The organism is Acidovorax sp. GW821-FHT11A03 (assembly GCF_058809075.1).
The window spans coordinates 79754-104388 of sequence record NZ_JBXASG010000004.1 but is presented as its reverse complement, the minus strand read 5'-3'; the positions used below and the strand labels follow the sequence as shown (position 1 = coordinate 104388).

General features: G+C 69.9%; 22 protein-coding genes. 14 read left to right on the top strand and 8 right to left on the bottom strand.

Features of this window, described 5'->3' with window-relative positions; all coding sequences use genetic code 11:
- Positions 1-16: 16 nt before the first annotated feature.
- Entirely contained in the window at positions 17-946 is a 930-nt protein-coding gene (locus AC1RVY_RS10895; RefSeq protein WP_218298062.1) for a LysR family transcriptional regulator, read from the bottom strand.
- 108 nt (positions 947-1054) lie between these two features.
- Here AC1RVY_RS10895 and AC1RVY_RS10890 point away from each other — a divergent pair, with 108 nt between their 5' ends.
- A complete protein-coding gene (locus tag AC1RVY_RS10890; protein ID WP_492806600.1) occupies positions 1055-1699 on the top strand; it encodes a glutathione S-transferase family protein in 645 nt (214 codons plus the stop codon).
- A complete protein-coding gene (locus AC1RVY_RS10885) occupies positions 1696-2667 on the top strand; it encodes a pyridoxamine 5'-phosphate oxidase family protein (protein ID WP_218341748.1) in 972 nt (323 codons plus the stop codon). Before AC1RVY_RS10890 ends, AC1RVY_RS10885 begins: the two co-directional genes overlap by 4 nt.
- Here the strand turns inward: AC1RVY_RS10885 and AC1RVY_RS10880 are convergent.
- Positions 2636-3505, bottom strand: coding sequence for a TIGR03915 family putative DNA repair protein (locus AC1RVY_RS10880; RefSeq protein ID WP_492806599.1), 870 nt, complete (start codon positions 3503-3505; stop codon positions 2636-2638). The genes AC1RVY_RS10885 and AC1RVY_RS10880 overlap by 32 nt on opposite strands.
- Positions 3506-3516: 11 nt before the next feature.
- Positions 3517-4803 carry a putative DNA modification/repair radical SAM protein gene (locus AC1RVY_RS10875; protein WP_492806598.1) on the bottom strand — a complete coding sequence of 429 codons (1287 nt, stop codon included), beginning with the start codon at positions 4801-4803 and terminating at the stop codon, positions 3517-3519.
- Positions 4804-5057: 254 nt separating this feature from the next.
- Between AC1RVY_RS10875 and AC1RVY_RS10870 the strand changes: the two genes are divergently transcribed.
- On the top strand, positions 5058-5915 hold the full coding sequence (locus AC1RVY_RS10870; protein WP_255591883.1) for a helix-turn-helix domain-containing protein: 858 nt from the start codon (positions 5058-5060) through the stop codon (positions 5913-5915).
- A gap of 127 nt (positions 5916-6042) precedes the next feature.
- Positions 6043-6387 (top strand): VOC family protein, encoded by a 345-nt coding sequence (locus tag AC1RVY_RS10865; protein ID WP_218298057.1) that lies wholly within the window; start codon positions 6043-6045, stop codon positions 6385-6387.
- A 137-nt stretch (positions 6388-6524) separates the two neighbouring features.
- Here AC1RVY_RS10865 and AC1RVY_RS10860 read toward each other — a convergent pair whose 3' ends face one another.
- Positions 6525-7370 carry a class III extradiol dioxygenase family protein gene (locus tag AC1RVY_RS10860; protein WP_492254149.1) on the bottom strand — a complete coding sequence of 282 codons (846 nt, stop codon included), beginning with the start codon at positions 7368-7370 and terminating at the stop codon, positions 6525-6527.
- A gap of 11 nt (positions 7371-7381) precedes the next feature.
- Positions 7382-7741 carry a protocatechuate 4,5-dioxygenase subunit alpha gene (locus AC1RVY_RS10855; protein ID WP_492806812.1) on the bottom strand — a complete coding sequence of 120 codons (360 nt, stop codon included), beginning with the start codon at positions 7739-7741 and terminating at the stop codon, positions 7382-7384.
- 72 nt (positions 7742-7813) lie between these two features.
- On the opposite strand from AC1RVY_RS10855, the gene AC1RVY_RS10850 reads away from it, so the two are divergent.
- Positions 7814-8782, top strand: coding sequence for a LysR family transcriptional regulator (locus AC1RVY_RS10850; RefSeq protein WP_492806811.1), 969 nt, complete (start codon positions 7814-7816; stop codon positions 8780-8782).
- 27 nt (positions 8783-8809) lie between these two features.
- On the opposite strand, the gene AC1RVY_RS10845 is transcribed toward AC1RVY_RS10850, so the two are convergent.
- Positions 8810-9682 carry a gamma-glutamyl-gamma-aminobutyrate hydrolase family protein gene (locus AC1RVY_RS10845; RefSeq protein WP_218298053.1) on the bottom strand — a complete coding sequence of 291 codons (873 nt, stop codon included), beginning with the start codon at positions 9680-9682 and terminating at the stop codon, positions 8810-8812.
- Positions 9683-9979: 297 nt separating this feature from the next.
- Here AC1RVY_RS10845 and AC1RVY_RS10840 point away from each other — a divergent pair, with 297 nt between their 5' ends.
- The 3 genes from AC1RVY_RS10840 to AC1RVY_RS10830 all read left to right on the top strand — a co-directional run bounded on the left by AC1RVY_RS10840 (position 9980) and on the right by AC1RVY_RS10830 (position 16128).
- The gene (locus tag AC1RVY_RS10840) at positions 9980-13552 is read left to right on the top strand and encodes a TonB-dependent receptor domain-containing protein (RefSeq protein ID WP_492806597.1); all 3573 of its coding nucleotides are present in this window, start codon (positions 9980-9982) and stop codon (positions 13550-13552) included.
- Entirely contained in the window at positions 13524-15533 is a 2010-nt protein-coding gene (locus AC1RVY_RS10835) for a CHASE2 domain-containing protein (protein ID WP_492806596.1), read from the top strand. Before AC1RVY_RS10840 ends, AC1RVY_RS10835 begins: the two co-directional genes overlap by 29 nt.
- Positions 15534-15777: 244 nt before the next feature.
- Positions 15778-16128 (top strand): HPF/RaiA family ribosome-associated protein, encoded by a 351-nt coding sequence (locus AC1RVY_RS10830; RefSeq protein ID WP_218297921.1) that lies wholly within the window; start codon positions 15778-15780, stop codon positions 16126-16128.
- A gap of 213 nt (positions 16129-16341) precedes the next feature.
- Here AC1RVY_RS10830 and AC1RVY_RS10825 read toward each other — a convergent pair whose 3' ends face one another.
- Both AC1RVY_RS10825 and AC1RVY_RS10820 read right to left on the bottom strand, forming a co-directional pair.
- Positions 16342-17307: a PDR/VanB family oxidoreductase gene (locus tag AC1RVY_RS10825; RefSeq protein ID WP_218341756.1), complete on the bottom strand. Its 966-nt coding sequence runs from the start codon at positions 17305-17307 to the stop codon at positions 16342-16344.
- Positions 17304-18350 (bottom strand): aromatic ring-hydroxylating dioxygenase subunit alpha, encoded by a 1047-nt coding sequence (locus AC1RVY_RS10820; RefSeq protein ID WP_369643666.1) that lies wholly within the window; start codon positions 18348-18350, stop codon positions 17304-17306. Before AC1RVY_RS10820 ends, AC1RVY_RS10825 begins: the two co-directional genes overlap by 4 nt.
- A 288-nt stretch (positions 18351-18638) precedes the next feature.
- Here AC1RVY_RS10820 and AC1RVY_RS10815 point away from each other — a divergent pair, with 288 nt between their 5' ends.
- The 6 genes from AC1RVY_RS10815 (at position 18639) to AC1RVY_RS10790 (ending at position 24634) form a co-directional block, all read left to right on the top strand.
- A complete protein-coding gene (locus AC1RVY_RS10815; protein WP_255591887.1) occupies positions 18639-19418 on the top strand; it encodes a GntR family transcriptional regulator in 780 nt (259 codons plus the stop codon).
- 331 nt (positions 19419-19749) lie between these two features.
- Entirely contained in the window at positions 19750-20937 is a 1188-nt protein-coding gene (locus tag AC1RVY_RS10810; RefSeq protein ID WP_218297918.1) for an ABC transporter substrate-binding protein, read from the top strand.
- Positions 20938-21271: 334 nt separating this feature from the next.
- Positions 21272-22144, top strand: a complete 873-nt coding sequence (locus AC1RVY_RS10805; RefSeq protein ID WP_218297917.1) for a branched-chain amino acid ABC transporter permease — start codon at positions 21272-21274, stop codon at positions 22142-22144.
- 1 nt (position 22145) lies between these two features.
- On the top strand, positions 22146-23141 hold the full coding sequence (locus AC1RVY_RS10800; protein WP_218297916.1) for a branched-chain amino acid ABC transporter permease: 996 nt from the start codon (positions 22146-22148) through the stop codon (positions 23139-23141).
- Position 23142: 1 nt separating this feature from the next.
- Complete coding sequence (locus AC1RVY_RS10795) at positions 23143-23916, top strand: ABC transporter ATP-binding protein (protein ID WP_218297915.1); 774 nt, start codon at positions 23143-23145, stop codon at positions 23914-23916.
- Positions 23909-24634 carry an ABC transporter ATP-binding protein gene (locus tag AC1RVY_RS10790; RefSeq protein ID WP_218297914.1) on the top strand — a complete coding sequence of 242 codons (726 nt, stop codon included), beginning with the start codon at positions 23909-23911 and terminating at the stop codon, positions 24632-24634. Before AC1RVY_RS10795 ends, AC1RVY_RS10790 begins: the two co-directional genes overlap by 8 nt.
- The last annotated feature ends 1 nt before the right edge of the window (position 24635 follow it).

Here is a 24635-nt window from a genome sequence, read left to right as displayed (position 1 = left end):
TCGCCATGGCGGCCCGTCACCCCCGCCCGCCGCTGCGCCGCGCCAGGCCCCGCCCCTGCAGCACCGGCTCGGCCGCGAGCCGCCCGCGCGCGAATTCGACGAAGGCCCGCACCTTGGCGGGCGCGCGCCGTCCCGCGGGGTAGACGATGTGCACGGGCACCGGGTCGGGCTCGTGCTCGGCCAGCACCACGCGCAGGCGCCCGGCGCGCAGGCTGGCGGCGGCCTGGTAGGCCAGGCACCGGGTGAGCCCGAGGCCTGCCTCGGCGGCGGCGATGTCCACCTCGTTGCTGTTGCTGATCCAGGCCTGCTGCGGCATGCCCGTGGCGCCGCCCCGGAACTTCCAGGGCGCGGGTGCGCGCGCATCGAACGAAAAGGCGATCGCCCGGTGCTGCCCCAGTTCCTGCGGGTGGCGCGGCTCCCCATGCCGCGCGAGGTAGCCGGGCGACGCCACCACCATGCGCCGCAGCGCGCCCACCCGCAGCGCGGTCAGGCCCGAGTCCGGCAGGTGGGCGATGCGCACGGCCACGTCCATGTCCTCCTCCAGCAGGTGCACCAGCCGGTTCACGAACAGCGTGCGCGCCTGCACGCGGGGCTGGGCCTGCAGGAAGTCCAGCACGATGGGCGCCACGTGCTGGATGCCGAACATCTGCGGCGCGGTGATGGACAGCAGGCCCTGCGCCTCGGCCTGCGCGCCGCTGGCGGCCTGCTCGGCCTCCTGCAGGTCGTTCAGGATCGGGCGGCAGTCGGCCAGGAAGCGTTCGCCCGCCTCGGTCAGCCGCACCATGCGCGTGCTGCGCTGGAACAGCAGCACCGACAGGCGGGCCTCCAGCGCCGCGATGGCGCGGGTCACGGCCGTGGCCGAGCAGCCCAGGCGCCGCGCCGCCACGGCGAAGCCGCCCGCATCGGCCACGGCCACGAAGCAGCGCAGGGTGTCGAGATGGTCCATTGTTGCGGAAAATGCAATTTTGAAAGACGAACTATGGCTATTCACGGCGGGATACGCAATAGCTAACGTGGAGGCTTCTTTGTTGACCCCTGTTCAGGACCCACCGCCATGGCACCCACCTCCCCTTTGACGCTGTACCGCATGTCCATCTCGGGCCACTGCCACCGTGCCGAGCTGATGCTCTCGATGCTGGGCCTGCCCCATGCGCTGATCGACGTGAACCTGCTCGCCGGCGAACACCGGCAGGCCGCCCACCTGGCGCGCAACCCGCTGGGCCAGGTGCCCGTGCTGGTGGATGGCGACGTGGTGCTGTCCGACAGCAACGCCATCCTCGTGTACCTGGTGCAGCGTTATGCGCCCGGCAGCCACTGGCTGCCGCAGGACCCGGTGGGCCAGGCCGGCCTGCAGCGCTGGTTCAGCCTGGCGGCCGGCATGCTAGCCCCCGGGGCATCGAGCGCGCGTTTTGCCGCCCTCACGGGCCGCGAGCCCAGCGAGGCGGCGCTCGCCATCGGCCGCAGGCTCTTCGACTTCATGGAGCCCGCGCTTGACGGCCGCGACTGGCTGCTGGGCGGTGCCACCCCCACGCTGGCCGACATCGCCATGGTGAGCTACACCTCGCAGGCGCCGATCGGCGGTTTGTCGCTCGCCACCTATCCGCGCATCGCGGCCTGGGTGGCGCGCATGGAAGCCCTGCCGGGCTATGTGCCGCTGGCGGACCGCCTGCCCGCCCCTGGCGCCATGGTGCCGGCATGAACGCCACGCCCGCCGCCGCCTTCCACGCGGGCGAGCAGGCCCTGCAGGAGCGCGTGGGCGTGCGCGAGCGCATGGCCGCCGTGGGGCCCCTGGTGCTGCGCGACCACATGCCCGACCAGCACCGCGAGCTGTTCGAGAAGCTGCCCACCTTGCTGCTGGGTGCGCTCGACGACCAGGGCCAGCCCTGGGCCACCATGGTGGCCGGACCGCCGGGCTTCGTGCACACGCCCGATGCCCGTGCCATGCACATGGCGGTGGTGCCCGATGCGGCCGACCCGGTGCTGGCCCAGTTGGTGCCCGGTGCGCCGGTGGGCGTGCTGGGCCTGGAGCCGCACACGCGCCGGCGCAACCGCATGAACGGGCGGGTGGCGTCGTTCGGCGCCCGCGGGCTGGAGGTGGACGTGGTGCAGAGCTTCGGCAACTGCCCCAAGTACATCCAGGCGCGTGCGCCCGGCCTGCGCGCGGAGGTGACGCCGCCGGCACCGGCCCAGGTGCTGGGTGCGGGGCTCGACGCCGCCGCGCGGGGCCTGATCGCGCGCAGCGACACGATGTTCATCGCGAGTGCCTCGGCGGCGCACCCGGGCGCAGGGCGCGATGAAGGCGTGGACGTGTCGCACCGTGGCGGCGAGCCGGGCTTCGTGCATGCCGAGCAAACGGCCGAGGGCCTGGTGCTCAGCCTTCCCGACTACCCTGGCAACCTGTTCTTCAACACCCTGGGCAATCTCGCGCTGCACCCGCAGGCCGGGCTGCTGTGGGTGGACTATGACGGTGGCGGCCTGCTGCACGTGGCCGCCCGCGCCGAGCTGCTCTGGGACGAGGCCCCGCGTGCGCGCTGGCCCGGCGCGCAGCGTGTGCTGCGGCTGCAGGTGCTGGGCGGCGTGTGGCGCGCACATGCGCTGCCCTGGCGCTGGACGGCCGCCGAGCCCGCGCCGCAGTTCAGCGCGATGCGTGCGCGTGCGACGGAATGAGCGGCGCGATGGCCTTGCGCGGCGTGGTGGCCTCGGCCTGCACCATGCGCGCGCTGCGCTCGTGGGCGCCGCGCGCCAGCTCGGTGATCAGGGAGGCCTCGGGCAGGTTGTGCCAGTAGCGCTGCGGCATCTCCTTGCGCATCATGTCGGTCTTCAGGCGCGCGGGGTTGAAGATGTGGCGGTAGTAGGTGAGCCACAGCGCCTCGCCGGCGTCGGGCGGCGGCGCATCGCTGCGCTGGCCGCCCGGGCCGGTGTGCAGCGCCGTGCCGTCCCAGCGCACGCTGGCATCGGGCGTGAGGATGGCCCAGCGCATCTGCGTGAAGCGCCGCACGAAGAAGCCTGCATTGGCCTCGGTGATGAAGTGGTCGGGCTCGAACCAGGCCACCTGCACGGTATGGCCCTCGGTGTCGGTCATGGGGCGAAAGCGCACGAAGGCGTGCATCTTGTGCATGTCGCGCGCCACGGCACGCACCATGTGGTGGGCCTGCAGGCGGTCGGCATCCAAGGGGTCGTGGCGCAGCCCGCGCTCGCGCACCAGGCGCCACAGCAGGCGGTACATGAGCGCGAAGCGCACCGGGTTGCGGTGCAGCACCAGGCGCTCGCACAGGCGCAGGAAATCCTCGGGCACCCGGGGCGCTGCGCCGCCCGCCGGGGACGGCAGCGGATCCACGGAGGAGCCTGGTGGCGCGGGGCTGGCGAACAGGTCCTGCGCGGCCCCTTGCGCTGTGAACCACTGCACCTCCTGCGGCGGCACGCCGGCCTGCACCAGCGCGCGCGCGGCCCGGCGAAAGCCCGGCCAGTCTGTGGCATGTGCGAGGGTGATGGTGTGCAGGGCCATGGTGGCTTGCCTCAATCGAAAAGCTTGCGCTGCGCTGGCGGCGGGGCCATGTGGGCGGCCAGGTCGGCGGCGTCGAGCGCGCGGCCCGGCCGGTAGTCGGCGGCTTCCACGAAGGGCAGCACCTTCTGGAGCGGCACGCGCAGCCGCGCCAGGTCGGCGTGGCGCAGGCGGCGCACGCGGCGCGCGGCCAGCAGGCGGTCCACCGTCAACACGCCGAAGCCGGGCACGCGCAGCAGCAGCTCGCGCGGGGCGGTGTTCAGGTTCACGGGAAAACGCTCGCGGTGCGCGATGGCCCAGGCGAGCTTGGGGTCCATGTCCAGCGCCAGCATGCCGCCCTGGCCGGCGGGCACGATCTCGCCGTGCGCGAAGCCATAAAAGCGCATCAGCCAGTCGGCCTGGTACAGGCGGTGCTCGCGCACGGTGGGTGGCGCGACGAGCGGCAGCGCGCGCGCCGCGTCGGGGATGGGGCTGAAGGCCGAGTAGTACACGCGCCGCAGCCGGTGCACGCCGTACAGCCCGGCGCTGGTGGCCAGGATGGTGCGGTCGTCGGTGGCGTCGGCGCCGACGATCATCTGCGTGCTCTGGCCGCCGGGCGCGAAGTGTGGTGCCGCCGCGCGCCGCGTGAGCGTGCGCCGGGTGGCGGGCATCGACACCACCTGGGCGGCGGCCTGCTGTTCCTTGCGCGCCTGCCGCGCGTCCTCGATGTGCACCGCCATGCGCGCCATGGAGCGCGCGATGGCCGCGCCGTCCTTCTGCGGCGCCAGGGCCGTGAGCCCTTCGGGCGTGGGCAGCTCCACGTTGATGCTCAGCCGGTCGGCATGGCGGCCCGCGCGCTCCATCAGCTCGGGCGAGGCATCGGGGATGGTCTTGAGGTGGATGTAGCCGCGAAAGTCGTGCTCCTCGCGCAGCACGCGCGCCACCTCCACCACCTGCTCCATGGTGTAGTCGGGGCTCTGGATGATGCCGCTGGAGAGGAACAGCCCCTCGATGCAGTTGCGCCGGTAGAAGTCCAGCGTGAGGTCCACCACCTCCTGCACCGTGAAACGGGCGCGCGGCACGTTGCTGCTGACCCGGTTCACGCAGTACAGGCAGTCGTACTGGCAGAAGTTGGTGAGCAGGATCTTGAGCAGCGAGATGCAGCGGCCGTCCGGCGCGTAGCTGTGGCAGATGCCCATGCCCTCGGTGGAGCCCATGCCGCGCCCGCCCACCGAATCGCGCGGCGCCGCGCCGCTGGATGCACACGAGGCGTCGTACTTGGCGGCGTCGGCCAGGATGGCGAGTTTGGACTGTAAATTCACTGTATGAATTTACAGTATTTTCCGATGACCGACCAGCCTGCAGGGTGTCTTTGCTATTAAAAAAGTAGCTGTTCGCGCAGATGGATCAAGCGCTGGGCGCCAAAAAGGCTTGAAGCCTGTGGCTGCGCGGCCTCCCGTGCCAGCACTGCCGGGGTTCGCGGGCCGCGCGGGGTCCGTGAACCCCGGCGACCTGGGGAGCCGCTGGGCGGTGTAAGGTGGCCCACCGGCGCACTTCGGCCCGGCAGGAGGAACCCATGCCATCGCTCATCGCCTCAAGCCGGGCCATCCCCGGCCCCGGCTTGCCGGGGCTGCCCGCCGCCGCCTGTGCGATGTGGGGGTTCGAGGAATACCTGCCGCACACGGTGCGCCGCCTGGAGGTCGCGCACGCGGGCATCAAGCTGATCATCGGCTGGCACGCGGCTTACGGCGTCGGGCAGCCCGGCGGCGCCATGCAGCGGTACCAATCCCTGGTGGCGGGGCTCGGTGGCGGGCCGATGGTGACCGAGCACCTGGGAGCGCAGTCCTGCGTGGAAGTGACGCTGGCACCCTGGCTGGGCTTTCAGCTGTTCCATGGCAGTCCGGATGTGCTCTCGTGCCCGGTGGCCGCGCTGGCCGATGTGTGGGGCGGCACGGCCACGCGGCTGTCCGAGCAGTTGCACCACGCGCCGGATTGGCCCGCGCGGTTTGCCCTGGTGCAGCGGTGTCTGCAGGGGGTGCTGGGCCGGTCGCGCCACACGGCGCAGGCCCCGGTGCGGCAGGCCTGGGCATTGCTCAGCGCGCAGCGCGGCAACCTGTCCATGTCTGCCCTGTGCCGCGCCGTGGGCTGGAGCGAGCGGCATCTGGCGCTGCAGTCCCGCAACCAGCTGGGGGATACACCCAAGCGCCTGGCGCGGCGGCTGCGCTTTGGCGCGGCCCAGCAGGCCCTGGGAGAGGTCACCGGGCCCGCGGGGATGGCGGACCTGGCGGATCTGGCCGCCCGCTGCGGATATGCCGACCAGAGCCACCTGAGCCGGGAGTTCCGGCACTTTGCCGGTTGCTCGCCAGCGGCCTATCAGCGCGCAGGCTGGGCCGATGTCCCGGGCAAGCCTGCCAGCCTGGTGGAGACGGCGTAGCCGGGGGGAGAGGACGGGGCCGCGGTCCGAGGCACCGGAACCCCCCAGGTCATTTTTCTTCAAGACGGACAGGCGCAAGCAGCCCAGACTGGCGAACCTGACTTGTTTTTTTCAGATGGAGCTTCCGATGCACGCCAACGTCTCATTCCTTGAAATTGGAGCCGAAAACGCCCTGGTTTCGCAGCAGTTTTTCAGCCACCTCTTTCAATGGGCCTTCGAGCCCACGGAGAAGGAGGGCGAGGGCTGGTTTCGCAATGGGAACATGAACGTCGGCCTGCATGGCGCAGACCCTGCGCGGGCCATCACCCCCTTCTTTGAAGTGGCCGATGCGACGCAGGCGGCCCAGCGTGTGCTGGCGCTGGGAGGGACCGTGCAGCCTCCGGGGCCGCAGGAGCCCGGCTTTGGCGTGTTTCTCATGTGCACGGACCCCGGCGGGGTCCGCTTTGGCCTGCACCAGCCGGCAGGGCGTTGAAGGCGGCGGCCGGCGTTCCTTGGAACCCGTTCGAGGCCTTGGTGGCGCCGCGCGCCTTCCTTGCAGTGGCCGGCCGCTAGCCCGCGCATCCAGAACCCCTGGGCAGGTTCTGGGCGCCTGGGCTGCCGTCCACCGTGCTACACCGCCTCCAGCGCCATGACAGCGGTGGCGGTGTTCGAGATCGGGATGTGGTAGTTGCTGTGCACGCGGCGCACGCCCGGCGCGGCGGCGCTGAGCGCGCCGCGCATCGCCAGCCACATGAGCAGCTCCACGCCCTGGGTGCCCGTCTTCTCCACCAGCTCGTGCACGCTGAACTGCGTGGCCCATTCAGGGTTGGTGGTCAGGCTCTCGATGAACTGCAGGTCGAACGCCTTGTTGATGAAGCCCGCGCGCTCGCCGTCGAGCTGGTGGCTCAGGCCGCCGGAGGCCATCACCGCCACCTTCTTGTCGCTGTCCCAGCTCTGGATGGCCTGGCCCACGGCCTTGCCCAGCGCATAGCAGCGCTTGGCCGACGGCAGCGGGAACTGCACGGTGTTGATGCACACCGGCACCACCGTCACGGGGCAGTCGCCCTCGGGCCAGAAGAGCTTGAGCGGCAGCGTGCAGGCGTGGTCCACCAGCATCTCCTGGCAGGTGGTCACGTCGAACTCCTGGTCGATCAGCGTGTTGATGAGATGCCACGACAGGTCCACCTCGCCCGCGAACGGCGGCAGCGTGGGAATGCCCCAGCCCTCGTCGGCGTTGTGGTATTCGGCGGCGGCGCCCACGGCGAAGGTGGGCATCTTGTCCAGGAAGAAGTTCAGGCCGTGGTCGTTGTAGAACATCACGACCACATCGGGCTTGCGGGCCTGCAGCCACTGGCGGATGGGCGGAAAGCCGTCGAAGAAGGGTTTCCAGTAGGGCTCATTCTGCAGGCCCTTGTGGATGGCGCCGCCAATGGCGGGGATGTGCGAGGTGCCGAGGCCACCGATGAGTTGTGCCATGTGATGTCTCCTTATTGGCCTGCGGCCACCAGCATGGCCTTGAATTCGTCCTTGGTCATGCCCGTCTGCTGCGCGCCGATGTCCTGCATGTCGAGCTTGAAGATGCCCGCGAACTTGGCCAGGTAGTAGGCGTTGCCGCCCGCCGCGATGAGCTGCAGCACGTTCCTGGCGCGGATGGCGGCGGCCTGCTGCGCGTTCAGGCCGTACTGCTTCATGTAGGCCTCCTCGTCCTCGGCGAAGGCCTTGCGGTTGGCCTCGTCGTTGAACGAGAAGCACATCTTGTTGAGCGCATAGCCCTTGCGGGCCTGGGCGCCATCGAACGGCGTGGTGCCCGGGATGGGGCGCGGCGGGGTGGGTTTCGTGGTCACGATGTCTCCGTGGCTTGATGTAAGTCAGGCCGCAGTGTCGGGCGTGCATTGCCAAAGATGAAGGGGGCAAAGATCATCGAACGCATGAGCAGAATCGATGATTGGTCGGGCCTGGACGCCCACCTGCTGCAACTGCTGGTGGCGGTGCTGGAAACCGGCAGCATCACCGCCGCCGCCGCCCGTCTGGGCGTCACGCAGTCGGCGGTGAGCCACCTGCTGGGCAAGCTGCGCGCCATCACGGGCGACCCGCTGTTCGTCAAGCGGGGGCGGGGCATCGTGCCCACCGCGCGGGCCGAAAGCCTGGCGGCGCCGGCGCGCGAGCTGCTGCGCCAGATGCAGCAGTTCGCGCAGGGCTGCGCGTTCGAACCCGCCCGCTGGCGGGCCGACCTGACCCTGGCCGCCAACGATTTCCAGCGCGACCTGCTGCTGCCGCCCCTGGCCGCCCGCCTGCGCGAGGCCGCGCCCGATGTCACGCTGCGCATCGTGCCCAGCGGCGCGCCCGGCGCGGACCTGCTGCGCTCGGATGCATGCCAGCTGGCCATCACCCCGCGCCCGCCGGACGGCACCGACATCCTGCAAAAGCGCCTGTTCGAGGACCAGTACCGGGTGTTTTACGACCCTGCCGTGCGCGAGGCGCCGCGCGACGCGCAGGACTATCTCGCGGCGGCGCATGTGACGGTGGCCTATGAGGCGCGCCGCGGCCTGGCGCTGGACCGCCAGCTGGCGGCCCGCGGCCTGCACCGCCGCTTCGCGGTGCGCGTGCCGGGCTTCGGGGCGCTGCCCGCCTTCGTGCGCGGCACGCCGCTGCTCACCACCGCCCCCTCGCTGCTGGGCCGCACGGCGCTCTCGGCGCTGGCCAGCGCGCCCGTGCCGGTGCCTTGCCCGCGCCTGCCGATGTACCTGGTCTGGCACGCGCGCTACCAGCAGGATGCGGCGCACCGCTGGCTGCGGGCGCAGATGGAGGATGTGGTGGGGACGGCCCTGGCCGGCGGCCTGGGCGCCGAGGTCAAGGCCGGGCAAGCCGTGCGGGCGCAGCCCGCCTGAGGCGCCGCGCCTGGGCGCGGCGTGCGCTCACTCCCGGGTCCTGTGCAGGGCCTGCCGCAGCATCCGTGTCGCCCGGTCGCGGATGCGCAGGGGGCCGCGGTGCGGCGGGGGGTTGGCCTTGGCCAGCGCACAGGCGGACAGGAAGTCGTCGAGGATGGCGGTGTCGTCCAAGGTGTCCGCGCCCACCTTGTGAAATTCCGGATGCCACTGCGTGGCGGCGATGTAGCCGCGCCCTGGCGCGGGCTTCAGGCGGATCGCTTCGGGCACGCCGTCGGGTTCGCTCAGGGCCTCGACGACAAAATCCGGCGCCACCCGCTTGATGCCCTGGTGGTGGATGCTGTTGACGCGGGCGCGGGGCGTGTCGGGATACAGCTTGGCCAGGTGCGAGTCCGGCACGATATGGATGTCGTGGAAATGCTGGTCGTACGTGGTCGCGTTGCGGTGCTCCAGCGCCCCGGGGTGCTGGGTCTGCAGGTCCTGGTAGAGCGCACCGCCAAACGCCACGTTGATCAGCTGCAGGCCCCGGCAGACGCCGAAGATGGGCTTGCGCACCTCGGCGAACGCTTTCACCACGGCCAGGTCGTACAGGTCGCGCACCCGGTCGCCCAGCCACTCCTCGCGCAGCGGTTCCTCGCCGTAGTTGCCCGGCCAGACGTCGGCGCCGCCGTGCATGACCACGCCGTCGAGCCAGTCGGCGTAGTGCGCGAGCGTCACGTCGCCGCGCGCCGTCTCGCCCGTGGGACAGGGCACCATCACGACCATCGCGCCGGCGGACATGAGCCAGTGCGCGATGGACTGCTCGACATACTGCAGCGTCTTGCCGGTGAAAAGCGGACGGGTGGGGTCGGCATGCTGGAAACAGGCGGACAGACCAATCTTGAGGCGGCGGGAAGCGGGCATGGTGGAAGGCTCCGGGCGGTACGCAAATGGTGTGCACCCGGTGCGATGCAAGGGGTATGCCAATTTGTAGCACCGACCCCGCACGGCGTCTGTAGGAAGGGGCCGTGCGGGGTGGTGCGCGATCCCCGGGCCCTGACTTGATGCTGCGAAATGTGGCTTTCTTCATGAAAATGCAAGCGCATGCAGCGTGAAGGCGGGGGGCTGCGGGGCCGGGGCTCGTGATAATTTCTGCACGCCGGGCGCCAGGGAGGTTGCGCCCGGCGGGTGCCATTCCAGCCTTCCCCGAAAGTCCACGACATGCCCCACAAGAAGAATTGCCTGCCCGCCCTCACGGCGCTGGCCGCGTTGACCGCCCTGGCCTGGCCGCTCTCCGGCCACGCGGTCGTGCCCGCGGGCGCGGCCGCGGAGATCGTCAGCCTGCAGGGTACGGGCGACCAGCGCGCCGCGGCCGCCGCCGACTGGCAGCCCGCCCGCCCCGCCCAGGCCCTGGCCACGGGCGACTTCGTGCGTACGCGCCAGGCCGCCAAGATGGCCCTGCTGTTCGCCGACGACACGCAGCTGCGCCTGCACCAGAACACCGTGCTGCAGGTCAAGGGCGTGGCCACGCCGGCCCAGCCCGTGACCACCCTGCTGCTCAACGCCGGGCGCGCGTGGACGCAGACGCGCCGGGCCGATGGCAGCCGGCTGAACCTGGAGACGCCGGCCGCCACCGCCGCGATCCGCGGCACGGACTGGGACCTCGCCGTGGAGGACGATGGCCGCACGCTGCTCACCGTGCTGTCGGGCACGGTGGAGTTCTCCAATGCGCAGGGCCAGGTCTCGGTGGGCGCCAACGAGGCCGCCATCGCCGAGGTGGGCAAGGCCCCGGTCAAGCTCGTGCTGAGCCAGCCGCGCGACCGCATCCAGTGGGTGAACGCCCTGCGCGCCGACCCCGTGCCGCACCTCGCCGCCGAGCCCGTGCCGCCGCCGCTCGCGCCGGTGCGCGCCGCGCTGGCCGCCCGCGATCTGGCCACCGCCCGCGCCGCGCTGGCGCAGGCGCGGGGCCAGGCGCCCGCACCGTGGGCGGCGGTGATGGACGCCGCCATCGCGCTGCAGTCTGGCGAGGTGCTGGCCGCCCGCGAACTGCTGGCGCGCCAGCTCGCCGCCGCCGCGCCGGCCGCCGCCCCGCTGCCCGCGTGGCTGATGCAGTCGGACCTGCAGCTCATGGACGGCGATGGTGCCGCCGCCGCGCAGACCCTGCGCACGGCGTTGCAGCACTGGCCCGCGCACCCCGTGCTGGTGGCCCAGCTGGCCCGGGTGCAGATGCTGAGCGACCGCGTGGAGGACGCCGCGGCCACGCTGGCCCCGGCGCCGGGCACCGCGCACGCGGAGATCGCCCTGGTGCGCGCCGAGCTGGCCCGCCGCCGGGGCGATGCGCCCGCCACGCTGGCGGCCTACACCGAGGCCACGCGGCTGGCCGGGGGCGACGCGCGCGGCTGGCAGGGCCTGGGCAGCGCGCACACGGAGCGCGAGGACTCCGGCCCGGCCCGCGCCAGCCTGAAGCAGGCCCTGGCGCTCGCGCCGCAGAGCCCGGGCGCCTGGGGCGAACTGGGCACGCTGGAGACCTTCGCCAACCAGTTCACGGAGGCGGGCCAGGCATTCAACACGGCGCTCGGCGAGAACCCGGCGGACTATGTGGCGCTCACGGGGCAGGGGCTGCTGCACCTCAAGCAGGGCCAGCCGCAGGCCGCGCTCGACGTGTTCCTGCGCGCCGGGGTGATGGAGCCCCGCTACGCGCGCGCCAAGACCTGGACGGCCGTGGCGTACTACCAGCTCGGCCGCCACCAGGATGCCCTGGCCACGCTGCACCAGGCCAGCGCCCTGGACGACAAGGACCCCGTCCCGTACATGCTGCTCGCGCAGATCCACACCGACCTGTTCCAGCCTGGCGAGGCCGTGGAGGCGGCCCGCGCCGCCGTCGAACGCATGCCCTATCTCAAGTCCCTCAACCAGGTGGCCAATGACCAGAAGGGCAGCGCCAACCTGGGCGCCTCGCTCGCGTTCTTCGGCATGGAGGACTGGGCGCTGGAGCTGGCGCAGCAGAGCTTCTACCCGTACTGGGGCGGCAGCCACCTGTTCCTGGCGGACCGCTACCCGGGCGAGTTCAACAAGAACTCGGCGCTGTTCCAGGGCTTCCTCACGGACCCGATGGCGTTTGGCGCGAGCCAGCGGTATTCGTCGCTGCTGCAGCAGCCGGGCGCGCACGGGGCCGTGGGGGTGACGCTGGACAAGGACCTGTACCGCATGCGGGCGCCCGCGGTCACCCTCAACGGCATGGACAACACCCACGTGCCCGTGTCGTGGTTCTTCAAGGCGCAGTCGGCCAATGCCAGCGAGTTTCCGTTCGATCTGCAGGTCAACGATGCCCCGGCCGTGCGGGGCGGCTATGGCGACGTGCGCGCACGCGCGGTCACGGTGGGCGCAGGCATGCAGCCCACCGAGCGCATCAACCTGTTTGCCTATGTGAACCAGTTCGACATGCGCCTGCGCAGCCAGAACCTGTTCGAGACCTCCATGGACAACAAGAGCACCCAGGGCGCCCTGGGCATGTCCTACCGCTGGGGGCCGACCGAGCAGACCTGGATCAAGCTGGGGCGCAGCGTGGAGGACATCCTGCTGCTGCGTTACCCCACGCTGTATCTGCAGCCGCCCTTCGTGAGCCTGATGGGCGTGAGCAGCGAACCCAAGAAACAGTTCACCGACCTGCAACTGCGCCATACGGTGGACACCGCGCCCGGCAGCCGCTGGAGCGTGGCGCTGGAGCATGTGCGCGAACGCCAGAACAACCTGATCGCGGGCGAGGCGGCCGTGGGCGCCAACATCCCGGGCGTGGGCGAGTACCGCGACTACCTGCTGGTGGACGGGTACAACCGCGTGGACCGGCGCTACACCGCCCTGACCCTGGCCACGACCCAGCGCCTGGACCCCGCGCTGAACCTGGATGCGGCGCTGGGCCTGCAGCAGATACGCCACCGCGTCGATGGCCTGACGCAGAGCTACCTGGTGAATCTGGACCACTTCAGCGAGGAGGAGGCGCGCCGCGCCGAGATGGAACGCGTGGTCACGCCGCGCGTCGGCCTCGTCTGGCAGCCAGCGCAGGGCACCACGGTGCGCATGGCTTATCAGGATTGGCTGCGCCCGCTCAGCGTATCGACGCTCACCAGCGTGGAAACGGCGGGAATTCCCGTCGAGGACCGTCTGGTCGAGGCCGGCGGCCGCCACAAGCGCACCGTGGCGCAGGTGGGCCTGGAGCTGGGTGCGAGCACCTTCCTGAACCTGCGCGCGGACCACCTGCGCGTGCGCAACCCCGGCACCGTGGGCGTGGACCTGCGCACGCCCAGCCTGCCGTTCCTCGAAGAAATGCGCAACGCGCAGCTCGTCAACCTCTCGACCACCGACCTGCTGGAAGACACGCCCAGCTTCGACTCCGGCACGCTCAAGACCCTGGGCGCGGGCCTCAACCACATGTTCAGCCGGCGCTGGTCGGGCTATGCCAAGTATCTCTACCAGGGCAGCGAAAGCCGCAGCCACGACGCGGACGTGCCCTTGGGCCGCATCCCCTACATCCCGCGCCACACGCTGGCGGTGGGCGCCACCTGGGCCAGCCCGCAGCGGCTGTACCTGAGCGGCCGCGCGGTGTACCGGTCGGAGCGCTTCGAGGACAAGGAGAACCTCACGCGCATCGCGCCGGGCTGGGGCGTGGACCTCATGGGATTCTGGGAATCGCAGGACAAGCACTGGGTCGTGGGTGTGGCCGCCATGAACCTGTGGGCGCCGAAGTCGGACCGCAGGAAGACCCGCTATGTCCTGGACGCGCGCTACCGCTTCTGAGCCTGCCGCGCCCACCGCGCGGCGCCGGCAGCGGCTGCTGTCGCTGGGGGCCTGCGCGCTGGCGCTGCTGCTGGTGGGCGCCGCCACGCTCAGCCGCCCGTGGCACGCGCTGGAGTTCAAGACCTTCGACGTGCTCACGGCCCTGGCCGCGCCGCAGCGTCCGGGCCTGCCCGTGGTGATCCTGGCGATCGACGAACCCACCTTCCAGGAACTGCAGCAGACCTGGCCGTTCCCGCGCGGCATGCATGCGGCCCTGCTGCGGCGCCTGCACGCGGAGGGCGCCGCCGCCGTGGGCCTGGACATCGTGTTCGCCGACCCGTCCACCGAGGCGCAAGACGCCGCCCTGGCGCGCAGCATCGCCGAGACCGGCCCCGTGGTCCTGGCCGCCACCCGCGAGAAGATCGACAGCGCCAACGCCGCGCTGTGGATGGACGTTCTGCCGCTGCAGCGTTTTCTGGACGCCGGTGCCGATGCGGGCGATGTCGGCGTGGAGCCGGACGACGACTTCGTGGTGCGCCGCGCCCCGGTGGCGCGCGAGAGTTTTGCGTTGCGCCTGGCGCAGCGCGCGGCCGAGGCGCGCGGCCAGATGCCGGTGCTGCGCCACTTCGACTGGATTGGCTACCGGGGCCCGCGTGGCACCTTTGACACGCGCTCGTACTACCAGGCGCTGGAGCCGGGCCTGCTGCCCGCGGGCTTCTTCAAAGGCAAGATCGTGCTGGTGGGGCGCTCGGCGCGCACGGCCACCGAGCTCACGCGCTCGCAGGCCGATCTCTTCAATTCGCCGTTTGGCACGGCGGGGGGCGAGCGGCTGTTCCCGGGGGTGGAGCTGCAGGCCACGCTGGTGGACAACTTCCTGTCCGGCGGCGGGCTGCGCAGCGTTTCGGAGGGCTGGACGCTCGCGCTCACCGCCTTGCTGGTGCCCGTGCTGCTGTGGGGCAGCCGCCGCCTGCACCCTGCGGGCGCGGCGGCGCTCACGGGGGCGCTGGTGGTGGCGATGGGGGCCGTGTCGTGGTGGCTGTTCGCCGGTTTGCGCCTCTGGTGGCCGCCGCTGCTGCCCGCCGCGGCCGCGGTGGCCGTCTATGGCGCGGCCGCGCTCGTGGGCTTTGCCATCGTGCGCCAGCGGGCCCGCCAGACGCGGGCGATGTTCGCGCAGTACGTGCCCCCCGCCGTGGTCTCGCGCCTCATCGCGCAGCCCGGGCTGATGCGCCTGGGCGGCGAGGCGCGCGAGGTGACGCTGATGTTCACCGACCTGGCCAACTTCACCACCTTGTCCGAGCAGCTGAGCGCGGAGCAGACCGTGGAGGTCCTCACCGGCTATTTCAACGCGATGACGCCCATCGTGCATGCCAGCGGCGGCACGGTGGACAAGTTCATCGGCGATGCCGTGATGGCGTTCTGGGGCGCGCCGCTGGACGATCCGCAGCATGCCGCGCATGCGGTGCAGGCGGCCATCGCCATGCAGCAGGCGATGCAGGCGCTGGTGGCCGACCTCGTGGCGCGGGGGCTGCCGCCCATCCACATGCGCATCGGCCTGCACACGGGGCGGGTGGTGGTGGGCAACGTCGGGTCGGAACAGCGCTTTTCGTACACCGCGATCGGCGACGCGGTGAACCTCGCGGCCCGGCTGGAGGGGGCCAACAAGGCGTTTGGCACGGGCATCCTGCTGTCGGCCGCCACGGCCGCGCAGTTGCCCGCCTCGGTGGCGCTGCGCGCGCTGGACGATGTGATCGTCAAGGGCAAGACCGAGCCGGTGCGCGTGTTCACGCCCTGCGACGATGCCGTGGTGCGCGATGCCAGCCTGGCGGCGCTGGACGCCTTCCATGCGCGCGACTGGGAGCGCGCCAATGGCCATCTGGCGCAGGTGCTGGCGCGCGTGCCCGGTGATGCGGCGGCGCTGCGCCTGCAGGAGCGTGTGGCCCTGGCGCGCGCCTTGCCCGCTGGCGGCGCCTGGTCGCCCGCCGTGGCGCTGGACAAGTTGTGAGGATGTTTTGACATGTATTCACCGGGGACATGGCCCGCGGTGCCATCATGGGGTCAGGAGCCTGTCTGACCTGGAGCGTCGAAGCGAAGATTGGCCCAGCGAGGATGGTTTTGCTGGATTTGCAGCCCCATGGCCGAGCCATGGGGCCAAAGACGGTAAAAAAATGGACCGCTGTGGCCAATCTGCAGCCGACGATTCCCAGTCAGACAGGTTTCTCAAGCAACGTCATCTGAAAGGAACCCCGATGCAAGTACACGTCAACACAGACGACCACATCCACGGCGGCGAGTCGCTCGCGCAGTGGATCACGGATGAATCCCGAAGCCGCCTGTCGCGCTTTCAGGATCACGTCACGCGGCTGGAGGTGTTTCTGTCGGACCTGGATGCGGGCAAGTCCGGCGCCAACGACAAGCGCTGCCGCATCGAAGCGCGCGTGACGGGTCGCCAGCCCATCACCGTGACCGACGAAGCCGACAAGATGGCCAACGCCTTCATCGGTGCCGCCGACAAGCTGGGCCGCGCCCTCGATACCGACCTGGGCCGGGCCAAGGACCGCCACGGCCGCGACACCATCCGGACGGCGGTGGAAGAGTAGTTTTGAATGAAATTGGCCGCCAGCGCTTGATGGATAAGCGCTGGCAGCTATAAATTCAGGAGCTTTTCCAGGAGCCTGGTGTTTGTCCTGGAGCGGGTGCATGAGCTGGGCCTGCCCCCCGCGAGGCCCGCCCAAGCAACAACCGCCCCGCTTCGCGGGCTCCGTCCCCCTTCAGGAGGACGGAGCCACGGGCGACTCAGGGGGAGGTCAATTTCACAGATCCAGCACCAGCAGCTTGCTGCGCGCGCGCGAGCAACAGGGCATGAACTGCTCGTTGCCCGCTTTTTCTTCGTCGGTGAGGTACATGTCCCGGTGGTCCACCTCGCCCTCCAGCACGCGCGTGAGGCAGGTGCCGCACACGCCCTGCTCGCACGAGGTCAGGATGTCGATGCCTTCGCTGCGCAGGGCCTCCACCACCGACACATCGCAGGCAATGCGGTAGACCTTGCCGGTGCTGGCAATGCGCACGTCGAAGTCCTGATCGCCCGAGGTGTCCTGCGCGGGGGCGCCAAAGTATTCGAGGTGGATATGGTCCTGCGGCCAGCCCAGGGCCTTGGCGGTGCTCACCACGTGGTCGATGAAGCCCGGGGGGCCGCACACATACAGGCGCTTGTCGGGCCCGGGTCCGGCCAGCGCCGCGGGCAGGTCGAGCTTCTGGCCGGGAGCGCCCGCATCGAAGTGGAACTGCGTGTGCGGCGCCATGGCCGAGGCGGCGATCTCGCCGGCGAACGCCGTGCGTTCGGCCGAGCGGGTGCAGTAGTGCAGCGTGAAGTCGGCGCCCGTGTGCGCCAGCCGGTCGGCCATGCACAGCAGCGGCGTCACGCCGATGCCGCCCGCCAGGAGCAGCGTGCGCTGCGCCGGATGCAGCGCGAAGTGGTTGCGCGGCGTGCTGATGGTGATCACGTCGCCCTCGTGCACGCTGTCGTGCATGGCAACCGAGCCGCCGCGCGAAGCGGGGTCGCGCAGCACCGCGATGCGGTAGCGGTGCGATTCGTGCGAGGCGTTGCACAGCGAGTACTGCCGGGTCAGCCCCCCGGGCAGGTGCACGTCGATGTGCGAGCCCGCGCTGAAAGGGGGCAGCGCCGCGCCGTCCACGCGCGCCAGCTCGAAGCTGGCGATGCCTTCGGCCTCGGCCCGCTTGCTGGCCACGCGGACCTGCAGGGTCTCCTGCGCGGTCATGCCGGCTGCTCCGCGGGCGCGCGTTCGGCCGCCAGGGCGCGGTCCAGCACCTTGCGCGATTGCACGCCGCCCGCGTCGATGTTGAGCATGAGCAGCTTGCGCTCGGGGTAGCGCAGCAGGTTCTGCTGCTGCAGCTCCAGCATTTGCTGGTCTTCGGCAAAGATCTTGCCCTGGCCCTCGCGGATCTGCGTGGTGAGCGACGGGTCCTGCGGCTTGAAGTTGCGCGCCATGCCCCAGAAGTAGTGGATGGAGGTCTCGGTCTCGGGCGTGATGAAGTCCACCACGATGCTCGACGCCTTCTTGTCGGCCGGCGCGTCGTAGCCACCGTGGCCTGCCAGCGCCACGCCCACCTCGATCAGCACGTGGCTCGGTGGCGTGAAGTGGCAGATCTGCCAGCGGTCCACGGGTTGGTCGTCGGGCAGGCCGTTCATGCGCAGCGCCATCTTCCAGAACGGCGGGGCTTCGATGCCTTCCATGAAGCGGCTGGTGATGACCTCGTCGCCCTCCACGCGGGTCTTGCAGGGCACCTCGTCGATTTCCTTTTGCCCGATGCTGGTGGCATGCACGTAGGTCTCGTGCGTGAGGTCCATCAGGTTGTCGATCATCAGGCGGTAGTCGCAGGCGATGTGGTACAGCCCGCCGCCATAGGCCCATTCGGGGTTGTCGGCCCAGGGCAGGTGGTGGATGGTGGCCGGGTCCGCCTGGGCCGCGTCGCCGGGCCACACCCAGATGAAGCCGTAGCGCTCCACCACCGGAAAGCTGCGCGCCTTGGGAAACCCCTGCACGCGCTGGCCGGGCATGGACACCGACTTGCCCGTGCATTCCACCCGCAGGCCGTGGTAGCCGCATTGCAGGTGGCCGTCGCACACGGTGCCCAGCGACAGCGGTGCGCCCCGGTGGGGGCAGAAGTCGTCGAGCGCGGCGACCTGGTCGGGCGCGGGGCGGTAGAACACGATCTTCTCGCCGCAGATGGTGCGGCCCAGGGGCTTGTCCGCGATTTCGTCGGGTGTGCAGGCGACGTACCAGGCGTTCTTGGGATACATGGCGGTTTGTCTCTTTCTGTGGGGGTCGTGGGGCCCGGGGCGGCACGGTCGCAAAGCCTGGGCGCTGGTCCGAATTGTGCGAAATGCCGGCGGCGCTGTATACATAAAAATCAGCGAAATCAGCTATCGCACATTGGCATGGCCTATAAGTTGTTGTTTTGATTGATTTTGCTGGGCGTGTTGTGAATCCAGGGGGAAATTTCTGTATACATTGAGGGGCGCAATATGGCGCCTCTGTCTGTGTATTTCTTCGCCGGCCTGCGCAAGGCCGGGCGTGGAGCTCCCCCCATGAATCTGAACGACGACCCCTTAACCGCTTCCGGTCCTTCCCCCGTGGCTGACGCGGGCGCCTCCCAGGCCGTGAAGGCGCAGTTGCGGCTTCGCGAGATGATCCTGGCGGGCGAGCTGCCGGGCGGTGCGCGCATCGCCGAACTGACGCTCGTGGAAAAACTGGGGGTGTCGCGCACGCCCATCCGCGCGGCGCTGATGCGGCTGGAGCAGGAAGGGCTTTTGCACCGGCTGCCCGGGGGCGGGTATGCGGTGCGCACCTTCTCCGAGACGGATGTCGCCGATGCCATCGAATTGCGCGGCACCATGGAAGGGCTGGCCGCGCGCCTGGCCGCCGAGCGCGGCGTGGAGGCCGCCGTGCTGGCCCAGGCCCACGCCTGCCTGGACGACATCGATGCCGCCCTGGTTCCGCGCACGCTGGACGACGAGGGCTTCGCGCGCTACGTGGAGCTCAACGCGCGGTTTCACCTGCTGCTCAGCCGCATGGTGGGCAGCGATGTCATTGCGCGCGAGCTGGACCGCGTCAAGGGCCTGCCCTTCGCGTCGCCCTCGGCCTTCGTGGTGGTCCAGACGCATTCGCACGCGGCGCGCGACATGCTGGTGGTGGCGCAGGACCAGCACCGCCAGGCCCTGGATGCCATCGAACGCCGCGAGGGCGCGCGGGCGGAGGCCATCATGCGCGAACACTCGCGCATCACCCGGCGCAACCTGCTGGCGGCCGTGCAGGCGGCGCAGGTGCAGGGGCTGCCGGGGGTGGGGCTCATCCGCGAGCGCGGGTGATTCTTGGACGGGAAAATGGGGTTCGGGGCACATGTGGAAAGCGCCAGCAGCTATCTTTTTGATACTGCGGCGATGTGGACTTTTGCCGGCCCTCCAGGGGGCCGCGCATGAAGCAGGCGGGCGCGGCCCCGGCGAGTCCGGGTTGGCCCCAGCCCGTGGCTGCCCTCTGCGCCCGAAGGACAGGGTGCCGCCCCAGGGCACCCGGCGGAAGGCTTAGTTATCCCATTTGGCGATATCTAAAAGTCGGAAATCCCACTTGTGAAATGACGCCCCACGCTCCAAACTCCGGCCAGCAGTTGCTGTATACAACGACATTCCACAGGAGACAACGATGCAAAAACGCCACCTTCTTCGCGCCTCGGCCGCTGCCGCCCTGGCTTTGTCCGCAGGCCTCCTTGCCGCCGTGCCCGCGTCGGCGCAGGACAACGTCTTCAAGATCGGCCTCATCCTGCCCATGACAGGCCAGCAGGCCACCACGGGGCGCCAGATCGAGGCCGCCGCCAAGCTCTACATGGCGCAGAACGGCGACACCGTGGCCGGCAAGAAGGTGCAGCTCATCATCAAGGACGACACCAGCCTGCCCGACGTGACGCGCCGCCTGGCCCAGGAACTGGTGGTGAACGAGAAGGTGAACGTGCTCGCCGGCATGGGCATCACGCCGTCGGCCATGGCCACGGCGCCGCTGGCCACGCAGTCCAAGACCCCGCTGGTGGTGATGGCGGCCGCCACGTCGAGCATCACCGAGGCATCGCCCTACGTGGTGCGCAGCAGCTTCACGCTGCCCCAGGTGTCGGTGGCCCTGGCCGACTGGGCGCCCAAGAACGGCATCAAGAAGGTGGTGACGCTGGTGAGCGACTACGGTCCCGGCATCGACGCCGAGAAGTACTTCAACCAGCGCCTCACGTTCAACGGCGGCCAGGTGACCGAGGCCCTGCGCGTGCCGCTGCGCAACCCCGACTTCGCGCCCTTCCTGCAGAAGGTGCGCGACGCCAAGCCCGACGCGCTGTTCGTGTTCGTGCCCTCGGGCGCGGGCGCCGCGGTGATGAAGCAGTTCCTGGAACGCGGCATGGACAAGGCCGGCATCAAGCTCATCGCCACTGGCGACGTGACCGATGACGACCAGCTCAACGACATGGGCGACGGCGCCCTGGGCGTGGTCACCTCGCACCACTACTCGGCCGCGCACCCCTCGCCGCTGAACAAGAAGTTCGTGGATGCCTTCGAGAAGGCCAACAAGGGCCTGCGCCCCAACTTCATGGCCGTGGGCGGCTACGACGGCATGCGCGTGATCTACGAAGCGCTGCGCACCACCAAGGGCGCGGGTGGTGGCGACGCGCTGCTGGCCGCCATGAAGGGCCAGGTTTTTGAAAGCCCGCGCGGCCCGGTGTTCATCGACGCGCAGACCCGCGACATCGTGCAGAACGTGTACCTGCGCAAGGTGGAGCGGGTCAATGGCCAGCTCTACAACGTGGAGTTCGATGTGATCAAGGATGTGAAGGACCCCGGAAAAACCAAGTAACCCCGGGATAGGAAGCTCCCCTGAGTCGCTTCGCGCCTTCCCCCGGAGGGGGATGCCACCCGTGGCCTGGCGAAGCCAGTTCCACGGTGGCACTGGCCTGGGGCGCGCCGGTTGTTGCGGGCGGGGGCGGTTTTCCATCCGGTGTGGGGCGTGCCAGTTTTTGGGGTCGGTGGCCCTCTTTCCTCCACCCGTTCGGGCTGAGCATGTCGAAGCCAGGGCGTCACCGTTCAGGCTGAGCTTGTGGAGAGGCACCACCCGTTCAGGCTGAGCCTGCCGAAGCCAGGGCGCCGTGCACGAGCCCATGACTCTTGTTCGTCTTCATTGAAGTGATTTCATGCTGACCATTCTTTTCGACGGCGTTGCCTACGGCATGCTGCTGTTCATCCTGGCGGTGGGCCTGGCCGTGACCATGGGGTTGATGAACTTCATCAACCTGGCGCACGGTGCCTTTGCCATGGCGGGCGGGTACATCACGGTGCTGCTGATGCAGCGGCTGGGCGTGCCGTTTCTGGTGTGCCTGCCTCTGGCCTTTGTCGGCACGGCGTTGCTGGGGGCGGTGCTGGAGCGCACGCTGTACCGGCCGCTCTACAACAAGGCGCATCTGGACCAGGTGCTGTTCTCCATCGGGCTGGTCTTCATGGCCGTGGCCAGCGTGGACTACTTCGTGGGCTCCACCCAGCAGATCATGCAGCTGCCCGAATGGCTCAAGGGCCGCACCGAGATCGGCAGCGGCGCCTTCATGCTGGGCATGGGGCACTACCGGCTGTTCATCATCGCGGTGTGCGCGGCGCTCACGGTAGGGCTGCAGTACGTGTTGGCCAGGACCCGCTTCGGCAGCCGCCTGCGCGCCAGCGTGGACGACCAGCGCGTGGCCGCCGGCATGGGCATCAACGTGAACATCGTGTTTTTGTCCACCTTCGCGTTTGGCTCGGGCCTGGCGGGGCTGGGCGGAGCGCTGGGCGCCGAGGTGCTGGGCCTGGACCCGAGCTTTCCGCTCAAGTTCATGATCTACTTTTTGATCGTGGTGGCGGTGGGCGGCACCTCGTCCATCACCGGCCCGCTGCTGGCCGCGCTGCTGCTGGGCATCGCCGACGTGGCGGGCAAGTACTACATCCCCAAGCTGGGTGCCTTCATCGTGTACAGCCTCATGATCGTGATTTTGATCTGGCGGCCCCAGGGCCTGTTTGTCCGCAAGGGAGGGAAATGAGATGAACGCTCAGACCTCCATCCTCTTGAAGGCCCGGCGCTTTCGCTGGTGGGAACCCATCTTCTGGATCCTGGCCTTCGTCGCGCCGCTGGCGCTGCCCAGCCATGCGCTCATCATCAACGAGATCGCCATCGTGGCGCTGTTCGCCCTGTCGCTGGACCTGATCCTGGGCTACACCGGCATCGTGTCGTTGGGCCATGCGGCCTTCTTCGGCCTGGGCGGCTATGCGGCGGCGCTGTTCGCCAAGCACGTGATGCCCGACCCGCTGGTGGGCCTAGCGGTGGGCATCGCGGCGGCCACGGTGCTGGGGGCGGTGGCCTCGCTCACCATCATGCGCGGCACCGACCTCACGCGGCTCATGGTCACGCTGGGCGTGGGCCTCATCATGCTGGAGCTGGCCAACAAGCTCGACTGGCTGACCGGCGGCGCCGACGGCCTGCAGGGCGTGGTGATGGGCCCGGTGCTCGGCCAGTTCGAGTTCGACCTGTACGGGCGCACGGCGGCGTGGTATTCGCTCACCGTGCTGCTGGTGTTCTTCCTCATCGCGCGGCGCATCGTGCAGTCGCCGTTCGGCGCCACGCTCAAGGCCATCCGCGACAACCGGCTGCGCGCCATGGCCATCGGCATCCCCGTCACGGCCAAGCTGGCGCAGGTGTACACGCTGGCCGCCGCGCTGGCGGGCGCCGCGGGCGCGCTGCTCACGCAGACCACGGGCTTTGCGTCGCTGGACCTGTTCGAGTTCCACCGCTCGGCAGACGTGATGCTGATCCTCGTGATCGGCGGCGTGGGCTGGCTCTACGGCGGCATCCTGGGCGCCGTGGGCTTCAAGCTGCTGCAGGACGTGATCTCCTCCGTCACGCCGCAGTACTGGACGTTCTGGATCGGCCTGTTCCTCGTGGTGCTGGTGCTGGTCGGGCGCGACCGCCTGTTCCGCCCCTGGACATGGTTCCGCGCCGGGCGCAAGCCCGGCGCCAGCTCCAGCGCGGGAGGCCATTGATATGAACACGACAACCTCCACCACCGTGCTGTCGGCGCAGGGACTGGTCAAGCGCTTCGGCGGCATCACGGCCACGAACAACGTCACGCTCGATCTGAAAAAGGGTGCACGCCATGCGCTCATCGGCCCCAACGGCGCGGGCAAGACCACGCTGATCAACCTGCTGACCGGCGTGCTGGAGCCCACCGAAGGCTCCATCGTGCTCGAAGGGCAGGACATCACGCGCCTGGCGCCGCACCAGCGCGTGGCGCGCGGCATGGTGCGCACCTTCCAGATCAACCAGCTGTTCGACAGCCTCACGCCGCTGGAAACCCTGGCGCTCACCGTGTCGCAGCACCAGGGCCTGGGCGGCAAATGGTGGCAGCCGCTGGGCGCGCGCCGTGCGGTCACCGAGCGCTGCGAGCAACTGCTCGAGCAGTTCCACCTGACCTCCGTGATGGCCGAGGAAACGCGCGTGCTGGCCTACGGCAAGCGCCGCCTGCTGGAGATCGCGATCGCCCTGGCCTGCGAACCGCGCGTGCTGCTGCTGGATGAACCCGTGGCCGGCGTGCCTGCGGGCGAACGCGAAGAACTGCTGCAGACCGTGGCGGCACTGCCCGCCGATGTCTCGGTACTGTTGATCGAACACGATATGGACCTGGTTTTCAGCTTTGCCAACCGCATGACGGTGCTGGTCAACGGCACGGTGCTCACCGAGGGTGACCCGGACACGATTGCCAACGACCCGCAGGTGAAGGCCGTGTACCTGGGGCATGGGGAGGATGCGCATGCCTGAGCTGTTGAAGATCGAAGGCCTCAGCGCGGGCTACGGCGAGGCCGTGGTGCTGCAAGGCATCTCCCTCTCGCTGGCCGAGGGCGACACCCTGGCGCTGCTGGGCCGCAACGGCACCGGCAAGACCACGCTCATCAACACCCTGGCGGGGGCCACGCGCCAGCATGGCGGCAGCGTGTCGCTGGGCGGTGCCGTGCTGCACAGGCTGCCCTCGCACGAGCGCGCGGCGGCGGGCATCGGCTGGGTGCCGCAAGAGCGCAACATCTTCAAGTCGCTCACGGTGCACGAGAACCTCACGGCCGTGGCGCGCCCCGGCCGCAAGGGTTCCAGTGCCCGGCCCTGGACCCCAGAGCGCGTGTACGAAATGTTTCCGCGCCTGGCCGAACGCAAGACCAACCTGGGCACGCAACTGTCGGGCGGCGAGCAGCAGATGCTGGCCGTGGGCCGCGCGCTGGTGCTCAACCCGCGCCTGCTGCTGCTCGACGAGCCGCTCGAAGGCCTGGCGCCCATCATCGTGGAAGAGCTGTTGCGCGCCATCCGCCGCATCACGCGCGAAGAAGGCCTGTCGGCCATCATCGTGGAGCAGCACCCGCAGGCCATCCTGGCGATCTCCGACCAGGCCGCCGTGCTGGACCGCGGGACCGTGGTGCACACCGGCACGGCCGCCGAGCTGCAGGCGCAGCCCGAGCTGCTCGGCCGCCTGCTGGGCGTGGCGCGGTAGA

What these genes read in the sequence shown, in the direction of transcription:
- AC1RVY_RS10860 (WP_492254149.1), bottom strand. Translation starts at nt 7,370, where the DNA reads ATGGCACAACTCATCGGTGGCCTCGGCACCTCGCACATCCCCGCCATT.
- AC1RVY_RS10865 (WP_218298057.1), top strand. Translation starts at nt 6,043, where the DNA reads ATGCACGCCAACGTCTCATTCCTTGAAATTGGAGCCGAAAACGCCCTG.
- AC1RVY_RS10830 (WP_218297921.1), top strand. Translation starts at nt 15,778, where the DNA reads ATGCAAGTACACGTCAACACAGACGACCACATCCACGGCGGCGAGTCG.
- AC1RVY_RS10790 (WP_218297914.1), top strand. Translation starts at nt 23,909, where the DNA reads ATGCCTGAGCTGTTGAAGATCGAAGGCCTCAGCGCGGGCTACGGCGAG.
- AC1RVY_RS10795 (WP_218297915.1), top strand. Translation starts at nt 23,143, where the DNA reads ATGAACACGACAACCTCCACCACCGTGCTGTCGGCGCAGGGACTGGTC.
- AC1RVY_RS10895 (WP_218298062.1), bottom strand. Translation starts at nt 946, where the DNA reads ATGGACCATCTCGACACCCTGCGCTGCTTCGTGGCCGTGGCCGATGCG.
- AC1RVY_RS10885 (WP_218341748.1), top strand. Translation starts at nt 1,696, where the DNA reads ATGAACGCCACGCCCGCCGCCGCCTTCCACGCGGGCGAGCAGGCCCTG.
- AC1RVY_RS10810 (WP_218297918.1), top strand. Translation starts at nt 19,750, where the DNA reads ATGCAAAAACGCCACCTTCTTCGCGCCTCGGCCGCTGCCGCCCTGGCT.
- AC1RVY_RS10840 (WP_492806597.1), top strand. Translation starts at nt 9,980, where the DNA reads ATGCCCCACAAGAAGAATTGCCTGCCCGCCCTCACGGCGCTGGCCGCG.
- AC1RVY_RS10880 (WP_492806599.1), bottom strand. Translation starts at nt 3,505, where the DNA reads ATGGCCCTGCACACCATCACCCTCGCACATGCCACAGACTGGCCGGGC.
- AC1RVY_RS10800 (WP_218297916.1), top strand. Translation starts at nt 22,146, where the DNA reads ATGAACGCTCAGACCTCCATCCTCTTGAAGGCCCGGCGCTTTCGCTGG.
- AC1RVY_RS10890 (WP_492806600.1), top strand. Translation starts at nt 1,055, where the DNA reads ATGGCACCCACCTCCCCTTTGACGCTGTACCGCATGTCCATCTCGGGC.
- AC1RVY_RS10845 (WP_218298053.1), bottom strand. Translation starts at nt 9,682, where the DNA reads ATGCCCGCTTCCCGCCGCCTCAAGATTGGTCTGTCCGCCTGTTTCCAG.
- AC1RVY_RS10820 (WP_369643666.1), bottom strand. Translation starts at nt 18,350, where the DNA reads ATGTATCCCAAGAACGCCTGGTACGTCGCCTGCACACCCGACGAAATC.
- AC1RVY_RS10870 (WP_255591883.1), top strand. Translation starts at nt 5,058, where the DNA reads ATGCCATCGCTCATCGCCTCAAGCCGGGCCATCCCCGGCCCCGGCTTG.
- AC1RVY_RS10835 (WP_492806596.1), top strand. Translation starts at nt 13,524, where the DNA reads ATGTCCTGGACGCGCGCTACCGCTTCTGAGCCTGCCGCGCCCACCGCG.
- AC1RVY_RS10805 (WP_218297917.1), top strand. Translation starts at nt 21,272, where the DNA reads ATGCTGACCATTCTTTTCGACGGCGTTGCCTACGGCATGCTGCTGTTC.
- AC1RVY_RS10825 (WP_218341756.1), bottom strand. Translation starts at nt 17,307, where the DNA reads ATGACCGCGCAGGAGACCCTGCAGGTCCGCGTGGCCAGCAAGCGGGCC.
- AC1RVY_RS10815 (WP_255591887.1), top strand. Translation starts at nt 18,639, where the DNA reads ATGAATCTGAACGACGACCCCTTAACCGCTTCCGGTCCTTCCCCCGTG.